Source organism: Palleronia abyssalis (assembly GCF_900302445.1).
GTDB lineage: Bacteria > Pseudomonadota > Alphaproteobacteria > Rhodobacterales > Rhodobacteraceae > Palleronia > Palleronia abyssalis.
The window spans coordinates 1-17,254 of the sequence record NZ_ONZF01000009.1; the positions used below are offsets into that span (position 1 = coordinate 1).

18 protein-coding genes are annotated in these 17,254 nt (G+C 65.0%); 7 read left to right on the plus strand and 11 right to left on the minus strand.

From position 1 onward, the window contains the following. Positions 1-141 precede the first annotated feature (141 nt). The 5 genes from PAA8504_RS15940 to PAA8504_RS15960 are packed head-to-tail and all read left to right on the plus strand — an operon-like array spanning position 142 to position 5,081. Positions 142-447, plus strand: a complete 306-nt coding sequence (locus PAA8504_RS15940; RefSeq protein WP_281259961.1) for an ABC transporter permease subunit — start codon at positions 142-144, stop codon at positions 445-447. Then, positions 428-1,195, plus strand: coding sequence for an ABC transporter ATP-binding protein (locus tag PAA8504_RS15945; protein ID WP_108895201.1), 768 nt, complete (start codon positions 428-430; stop codon positions 1,193-1,195). The genes PAA8504_RS15940 and PAA8504_RS15945 overlap by 20 nt, the downstream gene beginning before the upstream one ends. A 1-nt stretch (position 1,196) precedes the next feature. Continuing rightward, positions 1,197-1,904 (plus strand): ABC transporter ATP-binding protein, encoded by a 708-nt coding sequence (locus tag PAA8504_RS15950; RefSeq protein ID WP_108895202.1) that lies wholly within the window; start codon positions 1,197-1,199, stop codon positions 1,902-1,904. Between the two features lie 3 nt (positions 1,905-1,907). Next, complete coding sequence (locus tag PAA8504_RS15955; protein WP_108895203.1) at positions 1,908-2,720, plus strand: sugar phosphate isomerase/epimerase family protein; 813 nt, start codon at positions 1,908-1,910, stop codon at positions 2,718-2,720. A 45-nt stretch (positions 2,721-2,765) separates the two neighbouring features. After that, positions 2,766-5,081: a 3-hydroxyacyl-CoA dehydrogenase/enoyl-CoA hydratase family protein gene (locus PAA8504_RS15960; protein ID WP_181375826.1), complete on the plus strand. Its 2,316-nt coding sequence runs from the start codon at positions 2,766-2,768 to the stop codon at positions 5,079-5,081. 3 nt (positions 5,082-5,084) lie between these two features. Here PAA8504_RS15960 and PAA8504_RS15965 read toward each other — a convergent pair whose 3' ends face one another. From PAA8504_RS15965 to PAA8504_RS15985, 5 genes are read right to left on the minus strand one after another with little or no spacing between them, the layout of a single operon-like run. Further along, a complete protein-coding gene (locus PAA8504_RS15965) occupies positions 5,085-6,569 on the minus strand; it encodes a class I adenylate-forming enzyme family protein (RefSeq protein WP_108895205.1) in 1,485 nt (494 codons plus the stop codon). A gap of 4 nt (positions 6,570-6,573) precedes the next feature. Then, positions 6,574-6,912 (minus strand): MaoC family dehydratase, encoded by a 339-nt coding sequence (locus PAA8504_RS15970; RefSeq protein ID WP_108895206.1) that lies wholly within the window; start codon positions 6,910-6,912, stop codon positions 6,574-6,576. Next, entirely contained in the window at positions 6,909-7,340 is a 432-nt protein-coding gene (locus tag PAA8504_RS15975) for a hypothetical protein (protein WP_108895207.1), read from the minus strand. The genes PAA8504_RS15970 and PAA8504_RS15975 overlap by 4 nt, the downstream gene beginning before the upstream one ends. Further along, positions 7,337-8,014 carry an EthD domain-containing protein gene (locus PAA8504_RS15980; protein ID WP_108895208.1) on the minus strand — a complete coding sequence of 226 codons (678 nt, stop codon included), beginning with the start codon at positions 8,012-8,014 and terminating at the stop codon, positions 7,337-7,339. Before PAA8504_RS15980 ends, PAA8504_RS15975 begins: the two co-directional genes overlap by 4 nt. Further along, positions 8,011-8,826, minus strand: coding sequence for a sugar phosphate isomerase/epimerase family protein (locus PAA8504_RS15985; protein ID WP_181375827.1), 816 nt, complete (start codon positions 8,824-8,826; stop codon positions 8,011-8,013). Before PAA8504_RS15985 ends, PAA8504_RS15980 begins: the two co-directional genes overlap by 4 nt. 130 nt (positions 8,827-8,956) lie before the next feature. Between PAA8504_RS15985 and PAA8504_RS15990 the strand changes: the two genes are divergently transcribed. Next, entirely contained in the window at positions 8,957-9,343 is a 387-nt protein-coding gene (locus tag PAA8504_RS15990; RefSeq protein ID WP_108895210.1) for a nuclear transport factor 2 family protein, read from the plus strand. A 15-nt stretch (positions 9,344-9,358) separates the two neighbouring features. Here PAA8504_RS15990 and PAA8504_RS15995 read toward each other — a convergent pair whose 3' ends face one another. The 5 genes from PAA8504_RS15995 to PAA8504_RS16015 all read right to left on the minus strand — a co-directional run bounded on the left by PAA8504_RS15995 (position 9,359) and on the right by PAA8504_RS16015 (position 14,959). After that, positions 9,359-10,270: an SDR family oxidoreductase gene (locus PAA8504_RS15995; RefSeq protein ID WP_108895211.1), complete on the minus strand. Its 912-nt coding sequence runs from the start codon at positions 10,268-10,270 to the stop codon at positions 9,359-9,361. A 24-nt stretch (positions 10,271-10,294) separates the two neighbouring features. Then, a complete protein-coding gene (locus PAA8504_RS16000; protein ID WP_108895212.1) occupies positions 10,295-11,599 on the minus strand; it encodes a TRAP transporter large permease in 1,305 nt (434 codons plus the stop codon). Continuing rightward, on the minus strand, positions 11,596-12,147 hold the full coding sequence (locus PAA8504_RS16005) for a TRAP transporter small permease (RefSeq protein ID WP_108895213.1): 552 nt from the start codon (positions 12,145-12,147) through the stop codon (positions 11,596-11,598). Before PAA8504_RS16005 ends, PAA8504_RS16000 begins: the two co-directional genes overlap by 4 nt. Positions 12,148-12,308: 161 nt before the next feature. Further along, on the minus strand, positions 12,309-13,481 hold the full coding sequence (locus PAA8504_RS16010) for a C4-dicarboxylate TRAP transporter substrate-binding protein (RefSeq protein WP_108895214.1): 1,173 nt from the start codon (positions 13,479-13,481) through the stop codon (positions 12,309-12,311). 353 nt (positions 13,482-13,834) lie between these two features. Further along, a complete protein-coding gene (locus PAA8504_RS16015; protein WP_181375828.1) occupies positions 13,835-14,959 on the minus strand; it encodes an ABC transporter substrate-binding protein in 1,125 nt (374 codons plus the stop codon). A 166-nt stretch (positions 14,960-15,125) separates the two neighbouring features. Here PAA8504_RS16015 and PAA8504_RS16020 point away from each other — a divergent pair, with 166 nt between their 5' ends. Beyond that, positions 15,126-16,382 (plus strand): cytochrome P450, encoded by a 1,257-nt coding sequence (locus PAA8504_RS16020; RefSeq protein ID WP_108895216.1) that lies wholly within the window; start codon positions 15,126-15,128, stop codon positions 16,380-16,382. 72 nt (positions 16,383-16,454) lie between these two features. Here the strand turns inward: PAA8504_RS16020 and PAA8504_RS16025 are convergent, their stop codons facing one another. After that, a complete protein-coding gene (locus PAA8504_RS16025; RefSeq protein WP_108895217.1) occupies positions 16,455-17,249 on the minus strand; it encodes an alpha/beta fold hydrolase in 795 nt (264 codons plus the stop codon). Between the last annotated feature and the right edge of the window lie 5 nt (positions 17,250-17,254).

Consider the following 17,254-nt stretch of genomic DNA (forward strand, 5'->3'; position numbering starts at 1 on the left):
ACCGACCGTAGAGTTTCACCCATGCGTGCGTCCGAAGCTGCTGGCGGATTGCGGTGTAGCAGCTTGATTCTACGGCGCTTTCAGGCGCACGCAACCTTCCCCAACCGATTTGGATGAATAAGCCGGGTTTATACCTTCCAGATCGAGCCGCATAACTACGGGTTCGCCTTCATCGTCAATATCCTTACGGTCGTGATCCTGGGTGGCCGGACGACCCTGCTGGGACCGATCATGGGTGCGCTGATCATGGCGCTGCTGCCCGAAATCGCGCGCCCCCTGGCCGAAAACCGGCAGGCCGTGAACGGCATCATCCTGATCCTCGTCATCACCTTCCTGCCCAACGGGGTGGGCGACGAGATCGTGTTCTGGTTCCGCAGACGGAAACAGGCCCGCCATCAGGCGGCGGCCAAGAAAAAGGAGGCCCGCGATGCCGTCACTTCATCTTGAGAACGTGGCCAAGCACTTCGGCGGCCTGAAGGCCGTCGACCAGGTCACGATGGAGGTCCGCCCGGGTGAAATCACCGGGCTGATCGGACCCAACGGCGCTGGCAAGTCCACGGTCGTCAACATGATCTCCGGCGTGCTGTCGCTGACCCATGGGGACATCACCGTCGACGGCACCAGCCTTGCGACCGACCGGGCCGATATCGTGGCGCGGAAAGGCGTGGCGCGCACGTTCCAGAACATCCGCCTTCTGCCCGAGGCGTCGGTTCTGGAAAACGTCCTGATCGGCTTTCACAGGCGTGAGGAGGCGTCCATCCTCAGCCAGCTTCTCGGGCTGCCCTCGGCGCGCCGGGACACGAAACGGTTCGAGGCCAAGACCTGGGATCTATTGCGCCGCTTCCGCATGGAGGACTACGCCGAGTTCGAGGCCGGAAACCTGGCCTACGGCCACCAGCGGCGCGTCGAGATGATGCGCGCCATCGCGGCCGAGCCTGATATCGTCCTGCTGGACGAGCCTGTGGCGGGCATGAACGACGTCGAAAGCGAGGAGCTGGCCACGATCTTCAAGGAGCTTGCCGCAAGCGGCATGGCGCTTTTGCTGATCGAGCATAATGTCGGCTTCGTCACCCGGCTGTGCAAACAGGTCTACGTTCTGGACAGCGGGCGCATGATCGCATCGGGCACACCGGAAGAGGTCATTCGCGACCCGCAGGTGGTCGCCGCGTATATCGGAACATCGGGGGGGCAGTGACATGACCAAACTCAAGATCAACGATCTGCATGTCGCCTATGGCGGTGTGAACGCCTTGCGGGGCGTCTCGCTCTATATCGAGGAAGGCGAGATGGTCGCGCTGATCGGGTCCAACGGGGCCGGCAAGTCGACCCTGCTGAATGCCCTGTCCAACGTGGTGAAACGCAAGTCGGGCGAGATTGCGTTCGAAGGACGCGATACCCGCGGGATGTCGCCTTATGCGGTCGCACGTCAGGGTTTGCTGCACGTGCCGGAAGGGCGCCAGATCCTGTCGGACATGAGCGTTTTCGAGAACCTTCAGGTCGGCCTGATCGCCCGGGGAAAGCGTAAGGCGATGTATACGCTGGATCACGTCTATGAGCTGTTTCCCGTGCTGGAAGAGCGTCGCGACCAGATCGCGGGCACCTTGTCGGGCGGTCAGCAGCAGATGCTGGCCATTGGCCGTGCGCTTATGGGCGGTCCGCATCTTCTGTTGCTGGACGAGCCGTCGCTGGGATTGTCGCCGCTGATCACGGATCAGGTGTTCGACGCGCTGAAGAAGCTGAATGCCGAGGGGCTGACCGTCCTGCTGGTCGAACAGAACGCGCATCGGGCGTTGGCGGCCACCAGCCGGGCCTATGTCCTCGATCGCGGAACGATCTCGTTCGAGGGCAAGAGCGCCGAGATCGCGGGCAACAAGGCCGTGATCGACAGCTATCTCGGCGCCTGATCCATGCACCGACTTGCCCTTCATCAACTCAGCCTGCGCGATGTCGCGCCGGTCGATCTTCCCGGCATCGCGGCCTCGGTCGGGGTGGATACCGTGTCGGTCTTCGTCACGCCGCCGTCCCCGGATCTCGACATTTTCCCGAAGGTCGAACGCGGGACGGCCGCCGCCTTCCGGTCCGCCTGTTCCGAGAACGGGGTCGGGGTCCACAATATCGAGGTGTTCTCGATCGGCCCCGAGACCGATGTGGCCCAGTTTTCATCGGCGCTGGACCTCGGGGCCGAGATCGGGGCCAAGCGCCTGACGGCCCTGGTCCAGGACAGCGACACGGGCCGGGTGGACGATCGCATGGGCGCGCTTGCCACAGCGGCGGCGTCCCGCGGGATCGCGGTCAGTATTGAGTTCATGAAGTTCTCCGAATGCCGGTCGATCGGCGCGGGCAGCGATCTTCTGACCCGGATCGGGCATGACAACCTCAGCCTGCTGGTCGATCCGCTGCATCTGTTTCGCACGGGCGGAACCGTGGCCGATCTGGCCGCCGTGGATCCGGCACTGATCGGTGCCGCGCAGGTTTGCGACGGGCCGCTGGACGCCCCGAAGAACCCGTTCGCCGAAGCGGTCGAGGATCGCGGCATCCCGTCTGAAGGCGGGTTTCCGCTTCTCGATTTTCTGAACGCTTTGCCGGACGGGACGCCTCTGGACATGGAAATCCCGATGAAGCGCCTGGAAAAGGCCGGCATGGGCCCGGTGGAACGTGCGCAAAAGCTGGTCGATGCCACGCGCGCCCTAATGGCTCGCAAAGGTGCTGGAAGGGGCTGACCCCGCCCCGGCAAGCGCGCCAATCCCACAGACACGATGAATAAAATGGACGGACACAGAATGACCCAAGGCCGCGATGGTGACGCAACAACGGATCGCAAACCTGCATTCGGCGCGGACACGGCAGGCGTGAAACGGGCCGCCGTCATCGGCGCCGGGGCGATGGGAAGCGGCATCGCGGCGCAGTTCGCGAATGCGGGCATACCGGTGGACCTGATCGACATTCCCGGCAAGGACGACCGGAACGGCCCCGCCGAAGCCGGGATCGCCCGTCAGTTGACGGCGGGCGGGTTCATGGCGCCACAGGCGGCCGATCTGGTCGTGCCGGGCAATACAGAAGATCACTTGGACAGGGTCGCCGGGGCCGACTGGATCGTGGAAGCGATCATCGAGGATCTAGACCTCAAGCGCGACCTCTACCGCCGGCTCGAAGCTCATCGCCGACCCGGCAGCACCGTGTCCTCGAACACGTCGACGCTTTTGCGCGGCACGTTGGTCGACGGGTTGCCGGACGGCTTCGATCGGGACTACGTGATCAGCCACTTCTTCAACCCGCCGCGCCACATGCAACTGCTCGAGGTGGTCGAGGGGCCGAACTCGGACCCGGCCAGCGTGCAGCGCGCCTGGGACGCCGGACATCGCATCCTCGGCAAGACCGTGGTGGCCTGCCGCGACACCCCCGGCTTCATCGCGAACCGGATCGGCTGCTACTGGATCGCGATGGCCGTCCTGGAAGCGGACCGGCAGGGTCTGACCGTGGAAGAAGCGGATGCCGTGATCTCGGCATTCGGGGTTCCGCGCACCGGCGTCTTCGGTCTTCTGGACCTGATCGGGATCGACCTGATCCCGCTGGTCTGGGGCAGCCTCATCAAATCCCTGCCTCAGGACGACGGGGCACACGCGTTCGACCTGAACGCATCCGAGCTGTCGCAAAAGATGCAGACGGCCGGGCGGTTCGGGCGCAAGTCCGGCGGCGGCTTCTATCGCAAGGCCGAGGACAAATTGCGCGAGGCGCTGGACCTGACCACCCACGCGTATCGTCCGCAGCACAAGGCCCCCGACCTCCCGGGCAACGGGCGCGACCTTGCGGCCCTGATCGCGGCGGGCGGCAAAATGGGCGACTATGCGTGGTCGGTCCTGCGCAACCTGATCACGTATACCGCGTCGGTCGCCCCGGAGATTGGCCATGACCTGCCGGGGATCGATACCGCCGTCGCGCTGGGATACGGATGGCGCGAAGGCCCGTTCCGGCAGGCGGATCGCGTCGGTGTCGCCGAAATCGTGCAACGGATGAAAGCAGAAGGATCGGCCGTGCCGGCCCTGCTGGACGCCGCGGCCGGGGCAGGGGGCTTCTACGAGGGCGACGCCCCGCGCATCGACCTGTCGGGGACACCCATCGCGCGGACCGACGACACCGCCCCGGCCGCGCCTGCCGTCCTTGCTGGCAACAGTGCCGCCAGGCTCGAGGACGCGGGCGACGGGCTGGGCATTCTGCGCGTCACCACGAAGATGGGGGTGTTCGCACCGGATGTCTTCGATGCGTTCGAGTCCGCGCTGTCGCGCACCGATCTGACCGCGCTTGTCCTTGCACCGGCGTCGCCCAAGGCCCTGTCGGCCGGGGCCGACCTAGCCAGCTTCATGGAATTGGCCAAGGATCCGGCCGCGTTGGATACGTTCCTGTCCCGCGGACAATCGGTCTTTTCGGCCCTGCGCACGGCCCCGATCCCCGTCGTGTCGGCGGTCCGGGGTCTTTGCCTGGGCGGCGGGTGCGAGATGACGCTGCACAGCGACCGGGTCGTCGCGCATGCCGAGGCCAAGATGGGCCTGCCCGAAACGCGGCTTGGCATTCTGCCCGGCTGGGGCGGTTGCACGCGCCTGCTCGCCCGGTTTTCGGACAGCGCGGCCGATCCGGGCTCCATCGCAGCGCGCGTCATGGACACCGTGCTTCCCGGCCCCGTCGCCAGTTCGGCCATGGAGGCGCGGACGCTCGGATTGCTGCGAGCCGAGGATGAAATCGTCATGCACGGGGACGACGTCGAAACCGTGGCCTGCCAGATCGCGCGGACCATGGCGCGCGACGGCTACACCGCCCCCGGACCGGCGTTTCTGAATGTCTCGGGACCGGCGGGGTTGAACGCCGCGCTTGCCTCGGCACGGGCCGCCCATGAAGAAGGCCGGATCGACGAAGCGACGTTCCAGATCGCCGAAGACCTTGCCGCTGTTCTGACGGGTGGCGCAAAGGGCGCTCCCGCGCAGCCGATGGCCGAGACCGCCATGCACGCCCTGGAACGCGACGCGGTCCTGCGGATGGCCGCGCGTCCCGAGACGATGGACCGGATGCGGCAGACCCTTGGGCGGTGATCCCTAGACCAGCTTTTCCACCTCTTCGCGCAGGATCTTTCCGCTGACCGACCGGGGCAGGGCGTCCATCTCGACGAAGATGACCGCCTTGGGGCGCTTGTAGCTGGCCAGTTCGGCGCGGCAGAGCGCGATCACCGCCGCCTCGTCCAGGTCCGCGGCGCGCGCGATCACGGCGACGGGCACCTCGCCCCATTTCGGGTCCGGCTTGCGCACGACGATTGCGTCGGCCACGCGCGGGTCGGACAGAAGCACACGCTCGATCTCGGCGGGATAGATGTTCTCGCCGCCTGATTTGATGAGGTATTTCGACCGGCCGACGAACACGTATCCATCGCCCTCGCGGCGGAACATGTCGCCCATGTGGAACCAGCCCTCGGCAAAGTCCTTCTGGTTGACCGCGGCGTTGTTCCAGTACCCGGAGAACACCGTGGGGCCGCGCACCCAGGCTTCGCCCGCCTCTCCGTCCGGCACGTCGCGGCCTTGAGGATCGCACAGGCGCAGTTCCGTCAGGCTCGACAAGCGTTTGACGAATTCCGTGGGGCGGTCCCCGACCGGGATCAGATGGCTTGAAAGCGGGCCCATTCCGGTTTCGGTCGCGCCGAAGGAATCCAGGTACGGCGCGCCCACCAGACGGGTGATCTTCGCGATCACGTCCGAGGGGACAAGATCCGCCATGCACCCCACCGCGCGCACGCCCCGGATCGTCGGCTTGCGGACTTCGAGGCGGTCGATCAGCGGCTCGATCGTGGCCGGGACCAACAGCAGCCACCCGACCGGGAAACGTTCCAGCGCGTCGATGATCGCATCCGCGTCGAACCCGTCGACCACATAGCCGGGCGCGCCTGACATGAGGGTCGAGACCAGATGCTCCGTGCCGCCGATATGATACATTGGCGCCCACGACACATAGCCGTCCCCGGGCAGGATCCCGAGGTCCAGGCGCAGCGTGCTCATCCGTGCCAGCTGGGCGCGGTGGCTGATCACGGCCGCCTTCGGACGGCCGGTGGTGCCTGACGTATAGATGATGAACAGCCCGTCTTCCGGCCCGGCCGCGCAGGTCGTGTCGCCGTCCGCCGCCAGGCTGTCGAAGCCGGTCACCTCAACGCCCGCCGTCAGGCCGCGCGCCACGTCCATTTGACGCGCCGAGGCCACGATCAGGGACGGCTCGACCAGGGTGGTGCAGTAATCCAGCTCTGCCGGGGACAGCCGCGTGTTCTGACAGGCGGTCATCAAGCCCAGCTTCGCCCCGGCCAGTCCCAGAACGACATAGTCGAGGGAATTTTCCGAGATGACGACCACCCGCTCGCCCCGCACCAACCCCCGGGCGGCAAGACCGGCGGCGCATCGGTCGATCCGCTGGACAAGCTGGTGAAAGGTCAGATCGGTCGCCCCGTCAATCAGGGCAAGTTTGTCTGGCGTCGTTCGCGCCCGCATTGCGATCAGCGGATAGACGGTCGTCTGCGCGGCCTGGGCGATTGGATCGGTCATTGCGCTATCTCCGAACCTTGACCACGGGCAGGTCATCCCCGGCGCGGTAGAGCGCGGCGTGATCGCCTTCATCGCGGGCGATCACGGTGTCGCCCTCCACGACATTCCCAAGGAATTGCGCGTCGATCCGGCTGACGTCGCCGTCCGGATCGGCCGCCATCATCGCGCTGATCAGGTAGGCCAGGTTCGCCGGACCGGGGTTCACCCGGTTGGGCCCGAACCCGGCGGCGGCGGCGGCATCGCGCGAAAGGTGTATCTGGTTGTCGTCTGCCAACAGGTCGCACCACAGGGCCATGTCATCGGCCGAGATCGGGCCGTGGGCGGTATCGGGAAATCGGGTCATGGGGTCTCCGTCGCCGGGAAGATGATGTGAAGGCGCGTCTCGGTGAACGGGGCGCCGTCAGACAATGTGATCGCAAGATGCAGATGATCGGCCTGCCCGAAGCGACGGCTTGGCTTGCGCTGAATGTCCAGGATGCGGGCGGTGACGGTATAGCAGCGCCCCACCTCGAGCGGTCGGGTGGCGTCGATCTGGCACCGTGCCAGAACGGGCCCGTCCGCGAAGGCAAGTCCCAGCCCGGTGCTCAGATCCGCGATGGGTAGGGGCAGCCCGCCAAGCGCGCCCACGAAGGCAAAGATCGGATGTGCCCTTTGGTCCGACCGCGCGGGTGCGTCCGACATCCGCCGCACGAGGTCGTCACGCGCCGCGGTCAGGTCGAACCGGCCGGCGGGAAGGGTCTCTCCGACCTTGGGGGCGGCGGCTTGCGTCATCCGGTCGGGATGGCAAGGTCGATGGGAAGGCGCTTGGCCTCGGCGTGGACCAGATAGGCCGTGGCACTGACGCCACGCGCGTGCAGATCCGCAAGCCCGTCGAGAAGCAGCGTCAGGGTCTGGTCGATGTCGCCGCGTTCCGGAAGCTCGATGAACAGGAAGGCACCGGGCGGGTCGCCCAGATCATCGGCCGGCGGACCGACGCAATCCTCCACATGGCAGGGCAGGGTGGCGCCGATACGTTCCGCCAGGCTTGCCAGCCGGCCCCGCGCGGCCTGGTCTTCCGTGGCGGGGCGATTGACCTGCACCACGATGCGGCGTTGTGCGGGGGGGATCGCAAGATCGCCCGCATGGGTCCAGCAGCCGTATCGGGCAGACAGGAAGCGCCCCTCGTCTTCGCGCAGTTCGTCCACGCGCGCCCATCCATCGATCCGGTCGAAAATGGCACCCGGGGTGTCGAACGCGATCTCGGCGATGCCAAGGTAGGGGGCGCTTTGGCCCGGCGACGTCCACAGGACGCGGCGCACGTGGTTCTGGACGTACCAGACAAGGCCGGGCAGATCGCGCGCGATCTCGGCATGCGGGCCGGACCAGTGGGCGTGAAACGCCGCATCGGTCATGTCGCGGCGCTTCTCGATCAGGGTGACGCGCTTGTCGGGCTGCACGGGGGTCATGTCGACGGCTCGCGCGGGGTGTCATCGAACGCCAGCGCAATGACCGACCGGGCGCCGGCAAGGGCGCGTTCGCACAGCTCGAAATCGGTGGCGCCGGGATGGGCGCGGGTCGGCGCCTCGATATCGATGGTCACGGTGGGGGGCAGGGCGCGCAGGAAGGTGACTATGTCGAAATCGCCTTCGCCGGGCAACCGCCGGTCGCTAATCGCCTCGTCCAGCCAGTCCGCCCGGGGCCGGTCCAGGGGGCCGTCGCACAGCTGCCCGTGGCCGATCGGTCCCGTGTCGCCGCCAACAAGGGAGTCCAGGCCCCCCTCGTTGCGGTAGAAGTGAAGCACGTCCGCACTGATCGTCGCAGGCGCCGTTGCCGAGGCCACGAAATCCCGCGTCTGGGCCAGGGTGTTCAACGTGCCGAAGGCGTGAAACTCGACATGAACCTGCAGATCGCGCGCGGCGGCCATGCCGCAAAAGACGTCGAACCGGTCCCGGGCGCGCGACAGGTCCGGATCGCCGATCGTCACGGTGACCCGCTGGCCGCCAAGCGCCGCGCCGATGTCCAGCGCTTCGTCGAAACTGTCGGGAAGTGCCGCTTCACCGATCGAGAACACGTCGAGGCTGCAAACCCCCACACCCAGCGACGCCGCCTGCCGCCGCAGGTCCCGCGCCTCGGCCACCGTTTCCACATGCCGGCAGGCGCTGCGGCCCGCATGGACGAAGAACGAGACCGTCGGGCAGGACAGGCGCGCGGCGATATCGAGGAACTCGGACGGGGTCGAGCGCACCGCCGTCAGGGGATGTAGAGAGAGCCGTTCCAAGAAGCGTCCTCCTTTAGGGGTCAAGGCTGGCAGTGCCGGCGATGGAGATTGGGCACTGGTTGGGTGTATAAGCCGGGACTAGTTGGGGTATACGAAGCCGGCGCGCTCTTCGCGCGGTCAGGGGGCAGACATGGACACGGAAAAACTCGCGATCCTCGAACGGATCGGCGCATATGGGGATGCCGTGAACCGGCGGGACAAGGCATCGTGGATTGCCTGCTGGGACGAGGATGCCGTCTGGTCGATCCGGGATCACGAAATCCGGGGGACCGCAGACATCCTGAGCGCGTGGGAGACGGCGATGGACGGCTATGCGGCCGTTCATTTCTTTTCGCATATCGGCCGTATCGACATGTCGGGCGACACGGCGTCGGCCCAGGTCTACACGATCGAGTATCTGACCACGACGGCCGGTGAGTCCCGCACGCAGCTGGGTGAATACGACGACACGTTTCGCCAGCGCGACGGAATCTGGCGGTTCTCGCACCGTGCGTTCCGGGTGCGTGAGACCCGGTAACCCGGGAGCAGCCCCTCATGCCGATATCGGCAGAACTTGCTGCGCGGCCCAATCCTCCAGCGGTGTGAGGGAAACCGGAAGCTCTTTCAGGACGGGGCCCATATCGACGTAAAACGGGCGGTCGTCGGGGTCGTTGTACCAGACGTATTTGCGCGTCATCTCGCGCGCCAGCGTCTCGCTGTCCAGGGAGGCGGTGCTCTTGAAAACGGAGGCCATGACCTCGCCGCAGGTTTCCGGCGGCATGCTTTGAAACCGAAGCGGCCGGTCCCAGACCGCGCCAAGCCTGCGCGCAAGATCCGGCCCGCGAATGGCCTCGGGGCCGCCGACCGCCAAGACCCGCCCGGCAAGGGCGGGGCGTTCCGCCGCCGCAACCATGAGCTTGGCCAGATCGGCATGGCAGATCCAGCAGACGTCCAGCGTTTCGCTATGCGGATAATGGATCAGGTTCTCGCGGTCGATCTGGGGCCAGGCCCAGGCTTTCAAAAGGTTGTCCAGATAGACGACCGGCTGGATGACGATCACCGGCGCGCCCGAGGCCAACAGGATCTCGCGCATCTCCAGCCGGGCGTCCTGGGCCGCGATGTCCATGCGAATGTCGGGCACGGGCATGCTGGTGTTGAACACGAGCGTCTTGAGAGTCGGAGAATTTGCGGCCGCCGCCGCGATCACCCGCGTCGCCTCGATCAGCGGCTCGGCTGCCTGGAACGAGGTCGAAGGCAGGTTCAGAAGGATCGCCTCGGCCCCCTCTACAGCCTTGAGCAGGCTGTCGTGATCCGCGTAATCCGCCGGTTGCCGTTTGACCGTTTCGGGCAGCTCCGACGCCTGGGGCCGGCGCGAGACTGCGGTCACATCGTGGCCTGCCGCGATCAGGGCCTGCACTTGGGCCAGTCCCTGGTCTCCGGTCGCGGAAAAGACGGTGGTTTTCATGGCAACACCCTTTGGTTCACGGGATCACAGCAGTCCCGGCAGAAGCAGCACGAAGGCGGGCACGAGGACGATGGTCACGAGGACGAGCATATCGGCGACCAGAAACCACGTCGTTCCCTTGAAGATCGTGCCAAGCGAGATGGATCGGTCCACGACGTTTTTCAGGACGAACACGTTCAGCCCGATGGGCGGCGTGATCATCCCGACCTCGAGGATCTTGGCCAGGAAAATGCCGAACCACAGCTCGTTCACCCCCAGAGTCGACGCCACGGGCAGCACGATCGGCAGCGTGATGATCATCGCGCCCGTCGGCTCCAAGAACATGCCCAGCACCAGATAGATCGTCACGATCCCCAGAAGGAACAGCACCGTCGACGAGCTGACGGCCGCGACGACGTCCGCGATATAGGCGTCCACCCCGCTGAGGGCGACGAACCGGGCCAGCAGATTGGCCCCGATGACGATGAACAAAAGCGCCGAGGTCGTGGCGAAGGCTTCCCCGACCGAAATCCGGAAGTTTCGCATGGTAAGCTTGCGCTGTCCGGCCGCGATCAGCGTGCAAAGCGCCGCCCCGACGGCCCCGGCCTCGGTCGGGGTGAACAGACCCGCGAACAGCCCCCCGAACACCATGAAGGCCAGCAGAAGGGCGGGCAGGACCTTGCGCAGCATGGTCAGCCGCTCGCGCATCGTGTGGGATTCGTCCGACCGCGGGGCAACGTCGGGCCTGAGTTTGACCCAGATGATGACGACAAGGACATAGGCGAACGCGGACAACAGCCCGACACCGGCCCCGCCGAGGAACAGCTTGTTGATCGGCACCTCGGCGATGATGCCGTACAGGATCAGCAGGATGCTGGGCGGGATCAGCGCACCGATCGTCCCGGCGGCGGCGACCGTTCCCGTGGACAGCCGCGGGTCGTAGCCGTGGCGCTGCATTTCGGGCACCGCGATCTTGCCCATCGCAGCGGCCGTCGCGACCGACGATCCGGTCACGGCCGCAAAGCCCGACGCGCCGAAGATGCTGGCGATGGCCAGGCCGCCCGGCAATCGCGCCAGCCAGACGCGCGCCGCATCGAACAGCCCTGCCGTGATGCCGGTGTGATAGGCCAGATACCCCATGAGCAGGAACATCGGGATCGAGCTCAGCTCCCAGCTGGCCGCGAAATCGTAGGGAATGACCTTCAGCGCGCCAAGCGCGGGGCGCCAGCCGAACATCGCATAGATGCCGGCAAACGGGACCGAGAACAGCGCGATAGCAATCGGCACCCGCAGGCCGATCAGGATGATGAGAACCGCAAGCCCGGTCAGACCGATCTCGACATTGGTCATTCGTTCGGCCCGCCGTCGTTTTTGAAGATATCCAATCGGTTACGCGTATCGGGATGCATGCTGGCACCCGCGAGGTAGGCGATGAATTTCAACAGGAACAACAGGCACAGAAGGCCATAGCCCGCCGGTGCCGCGAACCGGACCGGCCAGTTCACGATCTTGATGCCGCGTTCAATGCTGAACGACCCGATGTGGAACTTGTCGACCGCCTCGATCCAGGTGGCATAGGTCAGCATTCCGCAGACGATGCAGCAAAACAGGAAGATCCAGCCGTGGAGGTGCTTCTGACCCCGCGCCGGAAAGAACTGGGTCATCACCTCGACCGAGATGTGGCTCTCAAGACGCTCGACGAAGGCGAGTGGAAGGAAGGTGATGAGGGGCATGTAATAGCCCGCCACCAGCGTCAGCGTGGCCGGGACCGGCGTGCCGAACAGGACGTCCATGACGACGTCCAGGCTGACCTGAACCATCATCGCGACGACGGCCAGCCCGGCGACGATCGCCAGGACGAAGGTTGCCGGGTCGATGAGGGATACGATGAATCGCATAAGTCAGGACCTCTGGGACAGACCCCCTACGGGCACGACGGAAGCCGTGGCGGGCGGATCATTTTGCGGGATTGCGGCGCGGGGAACGTCCCGGTCTCAAGCCGGGCGGTCGTTACCGGGTGACGGGCGGGGGGCGCTGTCGCACGCCCCCGCCGCTGCAATCACTCAAGCCCGTAGGTCGAGGTGTCGATCTTCGAATAGATCTCCTGGACGTACAGGTCCGAGAACGCCTGTATGTCGGCGCCGTCCACCTCGTTCGTCAGGCCCTTCCACTTTTCGACCAGACCCTTGATCATCTCGGCCTTCGCCTCGACGTTCTCCAGGCCGTACTGTTCGGCGAACTGAGCCGTGACGACGGGGTAATCCTGTTCGACGAACGCGGTGATCTTCGCCTTGTCGTCTTCCGAGATCTGGATGACCTCCTTGCCCTCGTCTTCCATCGCGGCAAGCCCGGCCTCGTTGCGCTCCTTGAGGATCTCCCACGCGTTCAGGGCAAGCCGGCCGCCGGCTTCCATCACGGCGCGGCGCTCGTCCTCGGTCAATCCCGCCCAGGTGTCGCGATTCATGTTGGCCGTTCCCAGCCCCGAGAACATGCTGCCGGGCATCAGGTGGGTGATCGAGTCGACCACCTCGATATACCGCAACCCGGTCAGGTTCTCGGGCGAGTTGGTCGAGCAATCGACGTTGCCGGTGCTGAGGGCGTCGTAGATTTCATTGCCCGACAGGGCGACCTGCGTGCCGCCGTAATATTCGATGAAACGCCCCATGTCGGGCGTGCCGGTGCGGACCCGCTTGCCGGCGATATCCTCGATGCTGCGGACGGGGGTGTTGCAGACCAGCCCGTAATCCACCGCGGCCCCGCCACTGAGATACACCGTGTTCAGGCTTTTCAGCTGCTCCTGGCAATCGGGGCAGTTCAGCATGATGTATTCCATCGACGCGCCGATCATCGCGGGCCCGGCATTCTGCGCCGGGGTCCCCGAGGTGGCCAGCATCGACAGGTTGGCCGGCAGGTTCAGCTCCGAAAACTCAGCCGGGAAATACGGAAACAGCGTATATCCGATATCGGCAAGCCCGTCGCGAATGCCCCCCGGAATCTCGTTCAGCCCGAGCAGGGACATCCCGAAAACCTTCACGTCGAGATCGGTGGTCTCGGCCAGTTCTTCCGAGAATGCGACCGCCGCATCGAAATTATAGCTGCTTTCCGGCAAACCGACGGCATAGCGCAGGTCCTTCGCGACCACCGGCCCTGCGGCAACCGCGCCCAGAACCATCCCGGCGAGGGCAAGCCCTGAGCAGCCGGACATCGTCCACTTTCCCGTTTTCATATTCATTCTTCCCTCCCGAAAGTTTGAGCACGTGATTTCAAGCGTATGTCAGTCGCAAATTTCCGCACGGCGGCGTCGGCGCGGCTTGTCCGTTCGATCGGCCATGGCAAGATTCCCCTCCCTTGCCCCTGTCGATCGCCGCAGGTCATCGGTGTTCCCCACGCGCTTCAGCCGACCTTTGTGTGATTGCATCCGCAAGTCAATACACAAGATCTATCGCTAAGTATGCAATACGTCATTCAAGGTTCTGGGGCTTGGCGATTTTGGCCGGACACCCAACACCGTGCCCGGGACATGAAACAGCCCCCCGAACGCGTGTCCGGAGGGCTGTTCAGTTTCACGCACAGGCACGTCCCTGCTTATTTCGGGGCCAGAACGAATTCTCCGTCCTCGACCGTCAGGACGTTCATCCCGTAATGCGGCACGCGCTCGTCGTCATAGCTGAAGCTCAGGTCGCCGATGACGATCTCGACGTCGCGCACATCGTTGACGGCGGCGTTGAAGCTTTCCCGCGTCGGGTTGGGGCCTGCCGCCTTCATCGCATTCGCCAGGACGTGCATCGCGGAATAGCCGATGGCCGCCCAGTTGTCGGCTTCCTTGCCATACGTCTCCTGGTAATGGGCGGCGAACTCTTTGCCCATCTCGCTCGATCCGCCGGGAACCCAGTCGCTCATCAGGTAGGTGCCTTCGACGGCGCCGCCGCCTTTTTCCACGTAGGCGGCAGAGGCAAAGGCCGTGTGCCCCATGATCTTGACGGAAGGATCAAGTCCGGCCTGCTTGAGCTGAAGGACGATGTTCCCGCCCTGCGCCCCCGGCGCGCTGATATAGATGCAATCCTGATCCCCGCCTGCCAGCTTGGTGGCGAGCGACGAAAAATCGCTGTCATTGACCGAAACGCCCTCGCTACTCAGCAGTTCGACGCCATTTTCGGTCATGTATTCCTCGAAATCGCGGGTCAGAGCGACGTAGGCTTCGACTTCCTTGATGCCGATCGTGACGCATTTCGTGACGCCCAGCGTCTCGATGGCGTAGTCGCCGATCGCGGGGGTCGTCACGTAATAGGGCTGCGTGAAGATCGACCCCCATTTCCCGGCGTCCAGAACCTCGGTGCTGTTGCCGGTCGCAAAAAGATGGGTTTCGCGTTCCTGCGCCATCTGGGCCGCACTGCCGGCGACGGCGCTGCTGGTCGGCCCCATGATCGTCAGCACGTCGGGATCGGCGGTATAGCGGGTCATCAGCGACATGGTCTGCGTGCGGTCCGTGGCGTCGTCTGCCGCCTCGTAGACCAGCTTGTTTCCCTCGCCGAAGAACCCGGCCTCGTTCAGTTCGTCCGCTGCAAGCCGCGCGCCTTCCGACAGCGGCGCGCCGATGAATGCGGCCGCGCCGGTCTGCGATTGCAGGATCACGATCTTGTAGTCCTCCGCCTGGGCGGCCGCGGTCGTGGCGACGATGGCAAGTGCCGTCTTCAATATCACTCTTTTCATGGTGTCCTCCCGGTTATGTATCGGGCACCGGGCCTGCGTTGCCCGCCCGTGACCCGCGGCAGGTTGCCCTGCATCGCCCATTATGAGGCCGTTCGTTGTATACACAAGGCATTATTGTGTGTTTTTATGACTGGAGCAATTGTGCGACGCGAAATGGGGGCCCAGCATGGACCATCAGACGAAAGACCAGGCCGAGATCAGCCTTCTTGACCCGATGACGCAAAGCGATCCGTTCGACGCCTATGACGTCATTCGCGAGATGCCGGGGATCTACAGGATGCCCGAAACGGGGTTTTTCATCGTCACGCGATATACCGATCTGCGCGCCGTGCTGACGGACCCGAAAACCTATTCCAACGAAGTCGATCGGGCCTCGTTGCAGGGACCGGAAAACGCGGCATTCCTGCACGATTACCTGCAACAGCACGGATGGCCCCATATCGCGACCCTGCAGCGCACCGATGCACCCGCCCACACGCGGTATCGCAAGCTGGTCGACCGGGTGTTCACCGTCAAGACCGTGCGCGACCTGACCCCGCATATCCAAAGCGTCGCGAACCGGTTGATCGATACCTTCGCGGATAACGGCTCGTGCGAGTTCATCGAGGATTTCGCCGTTCAGCTGCCCGGTGTCATCCTGGCAGAACAGATGGGGCTGAACGCGGACGAGGTTTCGACTTTCCGCAAATGGGCCAATGCGCTGCTGGCCCCGGCATCCTATGTCATGTCCCGGGACGAGCTTCGCGCGAATGCGGATATCGAGCTTGAGGCCCAGCATTTCCTGCGCGACGTGTTCGAGGATCGCCGCAAGGCGCCGCGGGACGACCTGATCTCGAAACTGGTCCATTCCCATCAGGAGGGCGAGGACCCCCTGACCATGGGCGAGCTTCAGTCGATCATGGCGCAGCTGATCGCGGGCGGGTTCGAGTCGACCACCACCACCATCGGCCATGCGTTGCGCCAGCTGATCCTGAACCCCGACCAGATGAACGCGCTTCGGGCCGACGAAAGCCTGATCCGCGGTTTCGTGGACGAGGTCATACGCTATGAAAGCCCCACCCAGGGTCTGCGGCGGCGCACCACCCGGGACGTCGAACTTGCCGGGACGCTGATCCCGAAGGATTCCGTCGTCATCGTCCGCTACGGCGCGGCCAACCGGGACGCCGAAAAGTTCGAATGCCCGCACGCTTTCGACATGCAGCGCAAGAACGCGGGTCAGCATCTGGCCTTCGGGGCGGGACCGCATTTCTGCATCGGCGCGATCCTGGCCAAAGCCGAGATCTCGGAGGGGATCCTTGCCGTCCTGAACCGACTCGAAGACATCCAGCTGGCGCATCCGCTGGAGGAGCCGATCCATCACCCGAACTTCCTGACGCTGCCTCTGAAGACGCTTCCAATCACGTTTTCCAAGCGCACGGGCTAAACGACAACCGGCACCGCGTGGCCGGTCCTTGATTATCATAATACCGATTACAGGCTTTGAAGATATAGCCTGTCACTGGCCGGATCGATCGGCCTCCGGTTCCAGGAACGCGCGGATCTCGGCGGCAACGGCGTCGGCCGTTTCGATGTGCAGCATGTGCGGCGCGCCGTCGATCACCTTCAGCCGTGCGCCCGGAATGGTATCCGACAACGCTTCCATCGCGGCGCGCGGGGTTGCCGGATCGGCCCCGCCGGCAAGGCAGAGCGCGGGGCACGTGACCCCGCCAAGCCGGTCGCGCAGATCGAAGCGAGAGATCGTCTGCCACGCGGCCGCATAGTTTTTCGGATCATCCGCCATAAGCCGCTGGCGCACGGTCCGCGCCGGGGCGGTGTCGCGGAAGCTGTCGGTGAACCATCGGGCCATCGTGGTCTCGACAATTGCTTCCATCCCGCCTTCCAGCGCGGGGGTGCCGCGTGCGGCCAGGCTGGGGCGGTTCTGTTCCAAGATGCCGGGCGGACAGGCACAGCAGATCAGGGCAGCGACCTGTTCGGGATGGTTGACCGCCAGCGCTTGGGCGACCATCCCGCCGAACGAGACACCGATCACCGGCACCGGCACCGGCACCGGCACCGGCCCAAGGTCGAGATCTGCCAACAGGTTCAAGACCAGCGCGGCGTCGTCCTCCACAGTCTGATCCGCGTGGCGGTCCGGCGACGCACCGTGTCCGGCCAGATCGACGCAGACCAGTTGATAGCTGCCGGTCAGGCGTTCGGACAGTTCGGCCCAGCACGTCCGGTCCAGCCCGATGGGATGAAGACAGACCAGCGGGGCGCCCTGCCCCATTCGTTCATATGCCAGGACCGTCATCGCAC

What these genes read in the sequence shown, in the direction of transcription:
- PAA8504_RS16010 (WP_108895214.1), bottom strand. Translation starts at nt 13,481, where the DNA reads ATGAATATGAAAACGGGAAAGTGGACGATGTCCGGCTGCTCAGGGCTT.
- PAA8504_RS16020 (WP_108895216.1), top strand. Translation starts at nt 15,126, where the DNA reads ATGGACCATCAGACGAAAGACCAGGCCGAGATCAGCCTTCTTGACCCG.
- PAA8504_RS15970 (WP_108895206.1), bottom strand. Translation starts at nt 6,912, where the DNA reads ATGACCCGATTTCCCGATACCGCCCACGGCCCGATCTCGGCCGATGAC.
- PAA8504_RS16000 (WP_108895212.1), bottom strand. Translation starts at nt 11,599, where the DNA reads ATGACCAATGTCGAGATCGGTCTGACCGGGCTTGCGGTTCTCATCATC.
- PAA8504_RS15980 (WP_108895208.1), bottom strand. Translation starts at nt 8,014, where the DNA reads ATGACCCCCGTGCAGCCCGACAAGCGCGTCACCCTGATCGAGAAGCGC.
- PAA8504_RS15955 (WP_108895203.1), top strand. Translation starts at nt 1,908, where the DNA reads ATGCACCGACTTGCCCTTCATCAACTCAGCCTGCGCGATGTCGCGCCG.
- PAA8504_RS15975 (WP_108895207.1), bottom strand. Translation starts at nt 7,340, where the DNA reads ATGACGCAAGCCGCCGCCCCCAAGGTCGGAGAGACCCTTCCCGCCGGC.
- PAA8504_RS16025 (WP_108895217.1), bottom strand. Translation starts at nt 17,249, where the DNA reads ATGACGGTCCTGGCATATGAACGAATGGGGCAGGGCGCCCCGCTGGTC.
- PAA8504_RS15950 (WP_108895202.1), top strand. Translation starts at nt 1,197, where the DNA reads ATGACCAAACTCAAGATCAACGATCTGCATGTCGCCTATGGCGGTGTG.
- PAA8504_RS16005 (WP_108895213.1), bottom strand. Translation starts at nt 12,147, where the DNA reads ATGCGATTCATCGTATCCCTCATCGACCCGGCAACCTTCGTCCTGGCG.
- PAA8504_RS15945 (WP_108895201.1), top strand. Translation starts at nt 428, where the DNA reads ATGCCGTCACTTCATCTTGAGAACGTGGCCAAGCACTTCGGCGGCCTG.
- PAA8504_RS16015 (WP_181375828.1), bottom strand. Translation starts at nt 14,959, where the DNA reads ATGAAAAGAGTGATATTGAAGACGGCACTTGCCATCGTCGCCACGACC.
- PAA8504_RS15990 (WP_108895210.1), top strand. Translation starts at nt 8,957, where the DNA reads ATGGACACGGAAAAACTCGCGATCCTCGAACGGATCGGCGCATATGGG.
- PAA8504_RS15995 (WP_108895211.1), bottom strand. Translation starts at nt 10,270, where the DNA reads ATGAAAACCACCGTCTTTTCCGCGACCGGAGACCAGGGACTGGCCCAA.
- PAA8504_RS15960 (WP_181375826.1), top strand. Translation starts at nt 2,766, where the DNA reads ATGGACGGACACAGAATGACCCAAGGCCGCGATGGTGACGCAACAACG.
- PAA8504_RS15965 (WP_108895205.1), bottom strand. Translation starts at nt 6,569, where the DNA reads ATGACCGATCCAATCGCCCAGGCCGCGCAGACGACCGTCTATCCGCTG.